Source organism: Caballeronia telluris, assembly GCF_001544495.1.
GTDB classification, from domain to species: domain Bacteria; phylum Pseudomonadota; class Gammaproteobacteria; order Burkholderiales; family Burkholderiaceae; genus Caballeronia; species Caballeronia telluris.
In genome coordinates, this window is the sequence record NZ_FCNZ02000061.1 from 1 (window position 1) to 13,328 (window position 13,328).

A 13,328-nucleotide genomic window follows, 5' to 3' on the forward strand; every position below is an offset into this window, starting at 1 on the left:
CAATCGGAAACAGGCGTTGGCCGCACGCGCGGCGTAACGCCAAACTCGCCGGTCTCCGACAAACCCGGGGCGCTTCAATCTCGCGCAACGAGACATGATCGCGAAAGTGCCAGCGTCGGATGATGCTCAATATAGCCACGTCGATCACTCCGTTCCCCTGCCCGTTGCCGAGCAGGTCAGTGTTCTACGTGGGTCAATATTCGATGCAAATTATTGCGCAGGGTGGGTCAGGATTCCGTGCAAATCAACAGTTACTCCTTGGCGTCCCGCAGGAATTGGCATCGTCGCTTGTGAACGCTGTCCAAAAGGATTACCCGTCAGCGTCGACCCAGGAATTGAGTAATGAAGCGGCGCGACGCTTCTATCAGGCGAAGGCGCCAGCGCGCTCTCTGAAGAGTCGCGTCAAGGATAGTGTGGTCTGAAAGCGGCGGGCACGAAGGCTTTTTTGGGTAGCCTTCGTGCCAAAACGCTTCAGGTTTGAACTTGCAATCAGGGAGAGACGATATGGCTGTCGCACTGTTTCCTCTTTTGGATGGTGAAACGCTTGGCAGCAATCTGGGACGATATTCCGATTCGATTGGCGCTGAGAGCACGCTGCGCCTGAGATGTCGGCTCTTCGGATATCCATGTAAGCCGGACACAAGACTCCCGAGTGGCATAAATCATCTTGCTGAGCAAACTCGAGACTACTGGGGCTTGACGCCGGAGCAAATCCTCAAGACAGGAACAGAGTTCTACTACGCAACTGCCACCATGTCCGCGGAGCAGAGGGAGTTAATGTTCGCAGCTTTGCTCGAACAGCCCGGTAGCCGCACTTTTCGAAGAAGCGTTGGTGGGTGGAACGCCGAACGTGTGCCAAAATTTCGATACTGCGAAGACTGTTTGGCCCAGTGGCAGGAGAGTGGAGAACCTGACCATTGGCTGATTGACCATCAGCTGACGGGCGTGTATCTCTGTTTTGCGCACTCGAGGATGCTAAAGGTCGCGAAGCGCGGTATCCATCAGAGCCGTACAGATGCCACTGTGATGGCAATGAAGGACGTGGACGATGAAGACATCCTGCCCCACGCTTCATCCTCAGAGCGAGCCGCGTTCTTGCAGGTGGCAAGACTTAGTGCGCAGTACAGGATTGCCAGCGGCAACATTCCCTCAGCAGCCATTTATTGTGAGCTGCTTCGAACTGCCGGGTGCACGTGGCCCACCGGCAGCACGGACGTTAGAGCGTTCACAGGGTCGATGGTCGAACATTTTGGTCGCAATTATTGCCAGGCCTCAGGCCTGAGCCTGATAAGGCTCGCCACGTGGCTGAAGAACATTGAGGGTGTTGGAACAGGTGGGGAATCGTCTCATCCATTCATGTTCATTTGCGCAATGTCAATGCTGAATGCCCTTTGTGCAGCGCCCGGAACGTTCACCCCTGCGATACGAAACAAAGATGCGAATATTGCAGAAGTCCCGACCGCGAAAGTGTACGACGACTTTTACCAAAACAAAGAGGGCTTCCGGTGCAGAGGACTTCTGCATCGAGCTAACGATGCTTGGCGGAAGGATTTGAGTGATTGTGAGGGGCGGCTCTTGGTTTGCTCGTGCGGAATGACATATAGAACCTTTAATGCGGAGCGCCCCGTAGAAACGGGCGAGATTGTGATGACGTACGGCGAACGTTACTACGACCTGATTTCGATGCGCTTCGCGGACAACTTCATTGTCGGAGGCACGGCACGACGCTTTCCTTTAGTGAATCCTCGGTTCTCGCGTTGGGCGCGTTTTTGTGGCTTTTCGGTGGGGAAGACTATGACGCCCGCGGAAATTGATGATTTGCGTGAACAGTGGCGCTCTATTGTAACCAATTCTACACCGGCGAAGCGGATTATGTCGGCGCACCAAGCTGATTCGAGATTATATAGAAAATTATATCGATATGACCGAAGTTGGATTGTTCAGTTTAATAAAGATAACAAGTCCCTTAATTCCGGGTGGAAGTCAGGTTCAGTAGGCTCTCAAATTTTGGATGAATTGCCACGCTTCCGAGATGATAGTCAAGTCACGTAGAAGATGCCTTCACGGGTACGAGCTTTCAAATCTGCAGGAATATTTGTTTTGTTAGTTATTGGATTTCTGTGACTATTTAAAGGAGATGCTGCTGTGGCCGTTGCACTGCTGCCGCTAATGGACAATGAAACGATTGGGAGCAACCTTGGCCGATACGCAAAAATGATGGGTTTGAGGTCTACAATTCACTTGAGAAAGAGGCTGTTCGGGTATGGATGCCTGCCCGGTACTCGTCTTCCAAGTGCTATCTCGTACCTCGCCAGCCAAGCGAGCGATTATTGGAGTAAGACGGCTGAGGAGTTAATAAACGAGCACACTGAGTTTCTGTACACAACACGGATGGCATCGACGTCGGCACGTGAAAATCTACTTGAACGGATGCTGGCTCACCCGTTGAATCATGACGCCTCGTGGAGAAATTTGTATCCGATACACGCGATTTCGACAAGGCTACGGTACTGCTCGGAATGTTTGGCGGCGTTGAGAGGCCATCGAACGCCTCTTTACTGGAAAGTCAACCATCAACTGGGAGGGGTGTTTGTATGTCTTGAGCATTTTTGCATTTTGAAATCTGTTGCTTACCACTATGATGATAAAAATGATGATTTTCCAGTGGAGGAGTTAATAAGTGAATCTGATGAAACGGTTCTGAAAGAAAACTCCTCTTCGAAAATGACTATCTTGGCGGATATTGCAAAGAGAAGCGTAGGGCAAAAGCTAAGCGGCTTTTCATCTAATTCTACAGTGAAATATATTGAGATGTTCCGCGAAGCGGGATTCGCTCGTACTGCCGACCTTTTGAAAAGAGATGCGTTAATAGAGTCCTGGCTCAACTTCTTTGGCAATGAGTTTTGTCATGTTTTGGGAATGACCCCAAAAAGTATCTCTTCGTGGATTTTTAAGTTGTCAGGTCCGGCGGACGTTTGGAGATTTCCCAATCCGTTGATGTTCATCGCTGCAGAGACCTTCCTCGAATGGCGCAACTCGATGCCCGGCTCATTTGTTCCTAGCATGAAAGGGAACGCTATAGTGCATCCAAAGGGTCCGCGGGCCGTCACACCGTCGTTAGATGGATTATCGTGCGAGGGTGCTCTGCATCGAGCGACAGATGAGCTTCAATTTGCGGGAATGTTGAGGAGGTCAGGAGGGTTCAAGCTTGTGTGCACCTGTGGCATTTCATACCGTGTTCGTGGTGCGGATAGTCGCGAGACCGAGAAGTTGACACCATTCCTTTACGCCTCCCGGTACCGGATGCGTTTCCGTCGACTGATAGCGAAAGGAGTGAGTTACCAGAGTGCTAGACGAGAGCTGCGTCTGACCCGGAGCACGGCGTTGAAGTGGGTTCGCTTGGAATTGCAAGTCAGCGAGGAAAAGGTGCCTCGACGTGAAATTGAGAGGTTGCGGGCGGAATGGCGGCTACTGGTGAGTGGTATCTCGTCGGAAGGTCGCATCACAGCGGCCGCTAGTTCTAATCCCGCCGTTTATCGTGCGTTACTAAGAAGTGACCGAGACTGGTTGCTCACATTCAATCGAAGGCATCGGTCTTGGCGTCCCAAATCTTCCTACCGGGTGTTTGAACCGACGACTGAGCAGATTCGCGAAGCATGGCACGAACTGATGCTGATGGAGCCTCCGGTCCAAGTCACCCAGCTTGCAGTTCTCGAACGGATAGGGTGGCTTCGCGCGAACCGAAGTAGCAGTCTTCCCGTTTCGGTTTTGCTGCGCCAATTGGCCGAGTCACGTGCTGCCTACCACGAACGCGTCATCGCTTGGCTCGCCACGTTGCCATCGAAACAAAGCTCAGACACCTGCGATGACGCACTGAGACGCGTTGGGGTACGGTGGCGCTCTTTCACAAAAGAGCAACGTAACCGCATTCAGCAAATCGATGGGCTGACTGTCAACCATCGCGGAGGGAAAAATCGACTTGTCTGCGGCTCCTCCGATGACTGCGTCTAAAAAATAGATGAGCGATAATAGTTTTTTCCAATCTATTTTCCACTTTCATTTGTTTATTCGGCTGCCGTTAAGTCTTGGCAATGAGCATCGAACCGAGTCAACTCGGCACAGACTGCGATTCGAAAATCTGCGCATCAGCCACGCCTCAAACTGCCGGAAAACCCGGTATCCACACCCTTCGACCTGTGCAAGAAGGCTGCATCGCAACATGAAAATGGTCATTCCCTTTTTGCTAATGCCGCTGCGAAGGCCGTCGCGCGGGCTTCCCGCACACTTTGTGTTCCCGAAACTGACCGCCCTCGAGTGGGACGATTGTTTCCCGCAGCCTTTGTCGTTTGATTGGTGTCGCGTCGCCGACGCTATTACGGCCTTTCTCGCCCGGTTTCCCCGCAGACTTTGATGTGCGCCGATATTCGGAATTTTCCGGGAGCGAACCGTCGGGACGAAAAAAAGCCACGACGCCGGCATTCCGGTCGTCGTGGCTGATTGAAAAAAAAGCGTTTAAACCTTGCCCTTCCACGGCACCAGCACGCGTTCCACGTAGCGCATCAGCATGTCGAAGCACAGCGCGAAGAAGCCGATCACGATGATCCCCATGATGACGACATCGCTCGCAAGGAACTCGGCCGCGTTGAGCACCATGAAGCCGAGGCCGCTCGATGACGCCACCATTTCCGCCGCGACGAGCGTCGTCCAGCCCACGCCGATGCCGATCCGCATGCCCGTGAAGATCTCCGGCAGCGCGGACTTCATGATGACGTGGAACACCACCTGCGTGCGCGACGCGCCCATCGAATACGCGGCGTGAATCTGCTCGATCGATACCGACCGCACCCCGGCGCGCGCGGCGATGGCGAGCGGCGCGAAGATCGCGAGATAGATCAGCAGCACCTTCGAGAATTCGCCGATGCCGAACCAGATGATGATGAGCGGCAGGTAAGCGAGCGGCGGCAGCGGACGATAGAACTCGATCGGCGGATCGAATGCGCCGCGTGCGAAGCGCGAGACGCCCATCATCACGCCGACCGGAATCGCGGTCGCGCACGCCAGCGCGAACGCGCCGAATACGCGCAGCAGGCTGATGCCGGTGTGCTGCGCGAGCGTCGAGTTGGCGAAGCCGTCGGTGGCGACGACGAGGAACTTTGCGTACACCGCCTGCGGCGAGGGCAGAAAGAGCGGCTTGATCAGATGCAGGTTCGTGACCGCGAACCACAGTCCGACGAACGCGGCAATCGTGATGACGCTCGTCACGAGGCTGCTGCCCTGGCCCGGCACGCCGAACGCATCGCCGGGCTTGACCGGGCGCTTCGCCAGCACGCGCGGACGGCGGCGTTTGGGTGGTGTGTCCGGCGGCGCATCGGGCGGTTCGGCGGAGTGGTGAAAGATCGCGTGGATGGCTTTGGACTCAGACATGCGACACCTCTTCTCGTGCGCCATGCATTTTTTCATCGCCGTAGATGATGCCGAGCACGCGCTCGCGCATCTCGATGAAATCGGGACTCGACTTGACCGCGCGCGCATCGCGCGTCTCCAGAAAGCGCCGGTTGAAGTCGAGTTCGTAGGTGTGCGTGATGCGTCCCGGACGCGGCGACATCACGATCAGCCGGCTCGCCAGAAACAGCGCTTCCTCCACGCTGTGCGTGATGAAAAAGAACATCTTGTTGGTCTTCTTCCACACGTCGAGCAGCAGTTCCTGAATGGTCTCGCGCGTGAGGGCGTCGAGCGCGGCCATCGGCTCGTCCATCAGGAGCATCGCCGGGTCGCAGGTGAGCGCGCGGGCGATGCCCACGCGCTGCTGCATCCCGCCCGAGAGCTGGTAGATCATGTGCTTGTGAAAGTCCTGCAGGCCGACGAGCGCGAGATTGCGCGCCGCGATCTCGCGGCGCCGCGCCTTCGCGACGCCCTGCAGCTTCAGCCCGAACTCGGCGTTGTCGATGACGTTGAGCCACGGCAACAGCGCGTGCTTCTGGAACACGACGCCGCGGTCCGCGCCCGGTCCCGCGACCGGCTCGCCGCCGAGCAGCAACTCGCCGCTCGTCGGCGCGATGAAGCCGGCCATCAGCGAGAGCAGCGTGGTCTTGCCGCAGCCCGATGCGCCCAGCGCGACGACGAAGTCGCCGGAGTCGATCGTGAGATCGATGTTGTCGAGCGCGTGGACCTGCTCGCCGGGACGACGCCCGGGAAACACGACGCTGACGTTTCTGACCTGCATGCTTTCCATACGGCCTCCTTGTGGACGCAACACGGTTGCGCCCGGGCTTCAGACGATCACTTGAGCTTCATCGCCGCTTCGGCGTACACGGGCGTCACGAACTTCGAATAATCGGGCGCGAGCGCGCTGATGCGCTTTTGGTCCTTCAGGAACGCCGAGGTGTCCTTGAGCGCCGCCGCCGCGCGGCCCGACGAACCGCCACCGAGCCATTGCGGCGACGCCTGTTCGGCAAGCGTCGGATACGCATAGAGCGACAGCGACTCGGGCACGTCCGCCGCGGTGCCGCCGATCATCTTCGTGATCGCCGCTGCCTGCGGGGACGTCGCGCTCCATTGCGACGGATTGCGGCGATACTGGTCGTCGGCATCGGCGATCGCCTTCACGAGCTTCGCCATGAAGTCCTTGTGCTCCTCGCCCCACTTGCGATCGACCGCGATGCCGTCGAAGGTCGGCTTGCCGAGCTTCGAGAGATCGCCCGAAGTGACGAGCACATGGCCGCTCTTCTTGAGTTCCGCGAGCGCCGGGTTCCAGACGTAGGCCGCGTCGATGTCGCCGCGCTCCCACGCCGCGACAATCTGGTTCGGCTGCATGTTGAGGATCTTCACGTCCTTCGGGTCGATGCCCCAGTGCTGGAGCGCGAACATCGTGTGATAGTGCGTGGTGGAGACGAACGGCACGCCGATCGTCTTGCCCTTCAGGTCGACGGGCTTCGAGACGTTCGACGCGTTGCGCACGACCATCGCTTCGGCCTGGTTGATGTTGTCGAGAATCCAGAAGAGCTGCAGGTCGAGACCCTGGCTCACGGCGGCGGTGAGCGGGCTGGAGCCGATCACGCCGACCTTGACGTCGCCCGAGGCCATCGCGGTCGCGACCTTCGCGCCGGACTCGAACTGGCGCCAGTTGATCTTGTAGCCGGTCGCCTTTTCGATGGAACCGTTGGCGATCGCGACGACCCACGGATCGACGATCTGCTGGTACGCGATCGTCACTTCCTTGTCCTCCGCGTGAGCGGGCGAAAGGACGAGCGGCACGAGCGCCGCCAGCGCGACGATGACGCGCTGCATCGAACCGATGAGCCGCAGGGGCAATTTTGGTCGCTTAAGGTTTTGCATTTCGGGTCTCCAGGGCAGGTTGCGTGACGGACGTGCGCTCGTCGTTCGAAAGGCGCCGGGCTTGTCCCGATCGCCGATGCACTGTCGATTCGAGTATCGTCAACTAAAAATCGGGCGAGTTAGTACCAGACGCCGGCGATCGTTGAGTCCACATTCACCGGTCCACGCCGCGGGCGTGCACCTTCGTTGCGCATCGCAACACGAATCGAATCACGAATCGAATCACTTCAAGGAGGAAGCATGGCAAGCCGGATGTCCTCGGCAATGTGGACGCAGCGGTTCCAGCGTCCGGCGGAATCGACTATCAGCCTTCAGGGCCAGATCCGGCAAATGCTCGTCGCCGCGATCCTCGACGGCCAGATTCCCGCCGACACCGCATTGCCGTCGAGCCGCGAACTGGCCGACCAGCTGAGCGTCGCGCGCAACACGGTGGTCCTCGCATACCAGCAACTGGTCGAGGAGGGCTATCTGATCTCGCGCGAACGCAGCGGCCATTTCGTGAACCCGACGATGCTCGAAGGGCAACACGGCTTCGCGCCGCTCGTGACCGTGCCGCAGCACGCCGGAGACGAGGCGCTCGCGCGGCCCGACTGGAGCGCGCGCATGGGACGCGTGCCGTCTGCGCAGCGCAATATCGTCAAGCCGGCGAGCTGGCAGAACTACGAGTTTCCCTTCATCTACGGCCAGTTCGACCAGGCGCTCTTTCCGACGAGCGACTGGCGCGAGTGCTGCATGAAGGCGCTTTCGGTGCTGGAGATCCGCAACTGGGCGCCCGACCTGATCGAACGCGACGACGACTCGCTCGTCCAGCAGATTCGCACGCGCGTGCTGCCGCGTCGGGGCGTCTTCGCGATGCCGGACGAGATCGTCGTGACGATCGGCGCGCAGCAGGCGCTGTATCTGATCGCCGACCTGCTCGCGAACGAGCGCACGACCATCGGCTTCGAGAATCCCGGCTATCCGGACGCGCGCAACATCTTCGAGAACCGCGACGCGCCGCTGTTGCCGCTTCCCGTCGATGGCGGCGGTGTGCGGCCGCTGGAAGACCGTGCGCTGCTGGAACGCTGCGACTACGTCTACGTGACGCCGAGCCACCAGTGCCCGACTTCCGTGACGATGCCGCTCGAACGCCGCCATGCGCTGCTGGCGATGGCGCAGGCGCACGATTTCGTCGTGATAGAGGACGACTACGAGAGCGAGAACAACTTCTCTGGCGCGCCGCATCCCGCGCTGAAGAGCCTCGATACGGCCGATCGCGTGATCTACGTCGGCAGTCTCTCGAAGAGCTTCGCGCCCGGGCTGCGGCTCGGCTACGTCGTCGGGCCGCGCGAACTGATCCGCGAATTGCGCGCGCTGCGGCGGCTGATGGTGCGCCATCCGGCCGCGTATATCCAGCGGGCGTTCGCGACGTTCCTGTCGCTCGGTCATCACGACGCGTTGCTCAGGCGCCTCGCCTACGCGTACAAGGAACGCGCCGAGGCGCTGATGACCGCACTCGATACGCATTTGCCCGAAGCGCGCCACGTGCCGATCACGGGCGGCGCGTCGTGCTGGGTCGAAGGGCCGCCGTGGCTCGATTCGCGGCGCCTCGCCGCCGACGCCGAGGCGCGCGGCATCCTGATCGAACTCGGCGATGTCTTCTTCATGACGGGCATGGCGCAACGCAACTGCTTCCGGATGGGCTTTTCGTCGATCCGGCTCGAAAAGATCGACGCGGGCGTGCGCTTGCTCGCGGAACTCGTGCGCGCGCAAAAGCCTGCCGCATGAGGCGCGCGCGGCTGGCCCAAGCGAATGCCGGCATCTGGAACTACCGTCGGACGTAATGGCTGATTAACGTGTCAGTAACGATCCCGCATGCTCAGCGACGCATGCGGCTCACGATTCATCTGACACAGAAATCTGACCAGGAGACAGCATGTCCGACACGCTTTCGCAGACGCCCGCCGTCACGGCATCCACGCTCGCCGCGTTTTCCGACGCGTTCAACCGCCACGACGCCGATGCCCTCATGACGTTCATGACCGAGGACTGCGTCTTCGACGCCGCTGGCGGCAACGACATCCACGGCACGCGCTTCACGGGCCGCGCGGCGGTCAAGGCAGCATTCGAGGCGGTCTTTCGCACGTTTCCCGATGCGCACTGGGGCCAGGGCCGGCATTACGTCGCGGGCGAGCGCGGCGTGTCGGAATGGGTGTTCACGGGCACGCACGCGGAAGGCTGGCGCATCGAGGCCGAAGGCTGCGACCTGTTCGAATTCCGCGACGGCCTGATCGCGGTCAAGCGCGCGTTCCGCAAGGAGCGCCCGAAGCAAAGCGCCGCCACGCAGGGCGCGGCCGCCTGAGCCCGGGAGAATCGCCATGAAAAACGGTGCGATCCACCTGGAAGCAACGGGGCCGTTCGCCCGCGAGGCGGGCGCCGACACGCGCTACGACCCGACCTACGATCCGCTCGTCTCGCCCGGTCCCGGCCGCGGCAAGCAATACGCGCCGACCTACTGGGCGGCGACCGCGGGCACGCCCCCGCCCGACGACGGCCCCGTCACGCAGGACATGGACGTCGATGTCGCGATCATCGGCGGCGGCTTTACCGGACTCGCGGCCGCGCTCTTTCTCGCGCGCGAGCACGGCATCAAGGCCGTCGTGCTGGAAGCGAACAAGGTCAGCTGGGGCTGCACGAGCCGCAACGGCGGACAGGGGCAGAATGCGTCCGGCCGGCTGTCGCGCTCGCAATGGATCGAGCGCTGGGGCAAGGACGTCGCGCTCAAGATGCATCACGAGATCTACGAGGGCTTCGATACCTTCAAGTCGCTCGTCGCGCAGATCGACTGCGATCCGCAACCGGGCGGCCATTTCCTGATCGCGCATCGTCCGCGCATCATGGAGAAGCTCGCCGCCGAGGCGAAGGTCTGGAAAGACGTGTTCGGCTATCCGTCCGAACTGCTCGATGCCGAAACGTTCCGCCGCGAATATTGCGGCGACGCGGAATCGTGCGGCGCGCTGCACGAGCCCGAAGGTGTCGGCGTGCATCCGCTCAAGCTCGCTTACGGCTACGCGAAGATCGCCCGGGAGCACGGCGCGAAGGTGCATCCGGGCAGCCCGGTCGTCGGCTGGGAAACCATCAACGGCGTGCATCATCTGCGCACGCCGGGCGGTACGGTCCGTGCGCGCGCCGTCGGTATCGCGACGGGCGCCTATACCGCGCCCGGCCTGCACCCGGCGCTCACGAGCCGCATCATGCCGATCCTGTCGAATTCGATGGTGACGCGCCCGCTCACGCCCGCCGAACTCGCCGCGTGCAACTTCCGGACGACGCAAGTGCTGACCGATACGCGCACGCTGCGCTTCTACTATCGACTGCTGCCGGACAACCGCGTGCAGATCGGCAGCCGCAGCGCGATCACCGGCGCCGATGCGCCGAACGAACGCCACTTCGAATTGCTGCGCAACGGGCTGTATCGCAAGTTTCCGGCGCTGCGCGGCATCCAGATCGATTATTCGTGGTGGGGCTGGGTCGATGTCAGCCACGACATGATGCCGCGCGTCTTCCAGCCCGATCCGAAGCAGACCGTGTTCTACGCGCTCGGCTACGGCGGCAACGGCGTATCGTATTCGTCACAGGCGGGACGGCGGCTCGCGGAGCGCATCGCCGGACGCGGCGCGCATCAGACACTGCCCATCTTCACGTCGCCGCTGCCCGGCCACATGTTCGCGCCGTTCAGGCGTGTCGGACAGCGGATGCTCTATCACTGGTATTACATGCGCGACGAAAAGAACTAGGCGCGCGCAAGCAGTTCTTTCTTCTTAGATAAAAAACGGGCGGGGTGCGGGGCGCAAAACGTTTGCGTCCGCGCACTCACGCCCGTACATGGACGGCGTCCGGCGCGCAACGCGTAAGGATGCCGTACCGGTCAGGATACGGAGGCGACACATGCAACAACCAGTCAACGGAAGTGAGCTGAAATGCGGGCTCAAGCAGCGGCACATGACGATGATCGCGCTTGGCGGCGTGATCGGCGCGGGACTCTTTGTCGGCAGCGGCGTGGTGATCAGGCAGGCGGGACCGGCTGCGATCATCTCGTTCCTGCTGACGGGCGGACTCGTCGTGCTCGTGATGCGCATGCTGGGCGAAATGGCGTCGGCGATGCCTGCTGTCGGATCGTTCTATGAATATGCGCGGCTCGCGTTCGGCGAGCGGCGCAAATCGGGTGAACTCGCCGGGTTCCTGACCGGCTGGATGTACTGGTACTTCTGGGTGATCGTCGTCGCGGTGGAGACCGTGGCGGGCTCGCATCTCGTGCAGTTCTGGCTACCGGACGTCCCAGCGTGGCTGATCGGCCTCGTGCTGCTCGTCACTTTGACGATGACCAATCTCTTTTCCGTCGGCAGCTACGGCGAGTTCGAATTCTGGTTCGCGTCGGTGAAGGTGGCGGCGATCATCGTGTTCCTGTTCCTTGGCGGGCTCTTCGTGTTCGGACTCTGGCCGGGTGCTGCCGGCCACGCGAGCCTGCCGGTCGCCTCGATCGCGGCGCACGGCGGCTTCATGCCGAACGGCGTCGGGCCGGTGCTCGCGGGCGCGGTCGCGGCGACCGGCTTCTACTTCGGCGCCGAGATCGTGACGATTGCCGCTGCGGAGGCACACGAGCCGGAACGGGCGGTCGCCAAGGCGACCAATTCGGTGATCACGCGCGTGCTGGTGTTCTATGCGGGATCGATCCTGCTGGTGGTCGCGATCGTGCCGTGGAACTCGCCGGGCATGGCGACGCCGTATGTCAGCGCGCTCGAAGCGATGCGCATTCCGGCTGCCGCGCACGTCATGAACGCGATCATCTTGACGGCGGTGCTGTCCGCGCTGAATTCGGGGCTTTACGCTGCATCGCGGATGATGTTCGCGCTGACGCGCCGTGGCGATGCACCGCGTGCGCTCGCCAAGGTCAGCCGACGCGGTGTGCCGGTGCGCGCGATTCTGGTGGGCACGCTGTTCGGCTATGTATCGGTGGTGATGTCGTATGTATCGCCGGATACGGTGTTCGCGTTCCTCGTCAATTCGTATGGCACGGTGGCGATCTTCGTCTATCTGCTGATCGCGCTGTCGCAACTGAAACTGCGCGCGCGGCTGGAGCGCGAGGCGCCGGGTGAACTGCGCGTGAAGATGTGGTGCTTTCCGTATCTCACGTGGGTGGCTATCGCGGGGATGGTGTCCATCATCGTTGCGATGGCGTTCATTCCGGATCAGCGCAAGCCGCTGTGGTTCGGGGTCGCGAGTCTTGCGGTGCTGCTCGTGGTGTTCTGGCAGCGTGGACGCTGGCGTAAGGGCGGTGATGTCGAGTTTGAGGCGCAGCCTGCGCGGAGGTAGGGCGGGATTGGACGTTGAAGGTCGTCCGATGCGGTTGTGCTTCTCTTTTGGGGAACTTGTTTTCGCGTCGGTCTATTAGCATTGCCCCTGTCCGGGGCGGGACTTACTTTCTTTGCTGCTGCAAAGAAAGTAAGCAAAGAAAGCAGCTTTTTAGGCAGCAGTCACAGCACGGCAACGCCTTTGAAATACTGAGTGGACATACCGCCTAAGTGTCGCCCTCGAGGGACCAAGGGGCTGGGTGCAATTAACCACAGTGTCATCGCGCAGCGAACAAAACGGTACAGCAGTCATCCATCCGTATTCGCTTCGCTCAGACGTGAGGCGCATCAGTCGCGTAGTTAGCGTTCGCGGTTGCGGCTGAGATTGTGGACCGATGGTTTTCGTTTATGCCTGTCGTCCGCGAAGCGCGGACGGATGGATGAATGCCTTACCAAGTAGTTGGCTGTGCGAGGACACAGTGGTTAATCGCACCAAGCCCGGTGGCGCCTTCGAGGGCGACACTTAGGCGGTATGTCCACTCAGTTCTGCCGCTGCGTTGCCGTCTTGAGACTGCTGACTAAAAAGCTGCTTTCTTTGCTTACTTTCTTTGCAGCAGCAAAGAAAGTAAGTCCCGCCCCGGACAGGGGCAGAGCTAATAGACC

General features: G+C 60.4%; 9 protein-coding genes and 1 pseudogene. 6 read left to right on the forward strand and 4 right to left on the reverse strand.

Annotated features, from left to right (window positions below):
* Window positions 1–76 precede the first annotated feature (76 nt).
* A pseudogene (locus tag AWB66_RS35215) lies at window positions 77–148 on the reverse strand (XRE family transcriptional regulator); the annotation flags it as partial.
* Between the two features lie 356 nt (window positions 149–504).
* On the opposite strand from AWB66_RS35215, the gene AWB66_RS31055 reads away from it, so the two are divergent.
* Together AWB66_RS31055 and AWB66_RS31060 are read left to right on the forward strand one after the other, a co-directional pair.
* Window positions 505–2,052, forward strand: a complete 1,548-nt coding sequence (locus AWB66_RS31055) for a TniQ family protein (protein WP_087633838.1) — start codon at window positions 505–507, stop codon at window positions 2,050–2,052.
* A gap of 93 nt (window positions 2,053–2,145) precedes the next feature.
* Window positions 2,146–4,011, forward strand: coding sequence for a TnsD family Tn7-like transposition protein (locus AWB66_RS31060; RefSeq protein ID WP_125469856.1), 1,866 nt, complete (start codon window positions 2,146–2,148; stop codon window positions 4,009–4,011).
* Window positions 4,012–4,512: 501 nt separating this feature from the next.
* Here the strand turns inward: AWB66_RS31060 and AWB66_RS31065 are convergent.
* From AWB66_RS31065 to tauA, 3 genes are read right to left on the reverse strand one after another with little or no spacing between them, the layout of a single operon-like run.
* A complete protein-coding gene (locus tag AWB66_RS31065) occupies window positions 4,513–5,424 on the reverse strand; it encodes an ABC transporter permease subunit (protein WP_087633840.1) in 912 nt (303 codons plus the stop codon).
* Window positions 5,417–6,232: a taurine ABC transporter ATP-binding protein gene (locus AWB66_RS31070; protein ID WP_087633841.1), complete on the reverse strand. Its 816-nt coding sequence runs from the start codon at window positions 6,230–6,232 to the stop codon at window positions 5,417–5,419. The genes AWB66_RS31065 and AWB66_RS31070 overlap by 8 nt, the downstream gene beginning before the upstream one ends.
* 47 nt (window positions 6,233–6,279) lie before the next feature.
* Window positions 6,280–7,287, reverse strand: a complete 1,008-nt coding sequence (gene tauA, locus AWB66_RS31075) for a taurine ABC transporter substrate-binding protein (RefSeq protein ID WP_087633846.1) — start codon at window positions 7,285–7,287, stop codon at window positions 6,280–6,282.
* A gap of 288 nt (window positions 7,288–7,575) precedes the next feature.
* Here tauA and pdxR point away from each other — a divergent pair, with 288 nt between their 5' ends.
* From pdxR to AWB66_RS31095, 4 genes are all read left to right on the forward strand, one after another.
* Entirely contained in the window at window positions 7,576–9,102 is a 1,527-nt protein-coding gene (pdxR, locus tag AWB66_RS31080; RefSeq protein ID WP_087633842.1) for a MocR-like pyridoxine biosynthesis transcription factor PdxR, read from the forward strand.
* Window positions 9,103–9,250: 148 nt separating this feature from the next.
* Complete coding sequence (locus AWB66_RS31085) at window positions 9,251–9,676, forward strand: nuclear transport factor 2 family protein (protein ID WP_087633843.1); 426 nt, start codon at window positions 9,251–9,253, stop codon at window positions 9,674–9,676.
* Between the two features lie 16 nt (window positions 9,677–9,692).
* Window positions 9,693–11,111 (forward strand): NAD(P)/FAD-dependent oxidoreductase, encoded by a 1,419-nt coding sequence (locus AWB66_RS31090; protein WP_087633844.1) that lies wholly within the window; start codon window positions 9,693–9,695, stop codon window positions 11,109–11,111.
* 151 nt (window positions 11,112–11,262) lie between these two features.
* On the forward strand, window positions 11,263–12,687 hold the full coding sequence (locus AWB66_RS31095) for an amino acid permease (RefSeq protein ID WP_087633845.1): 1,425 nt from the start codon (window positions 11,263–11,265) through the stop codon (window positions 12,685–12,687).
* Window positions 12,688–13,328: the final 641 nt, after the last annotated feature.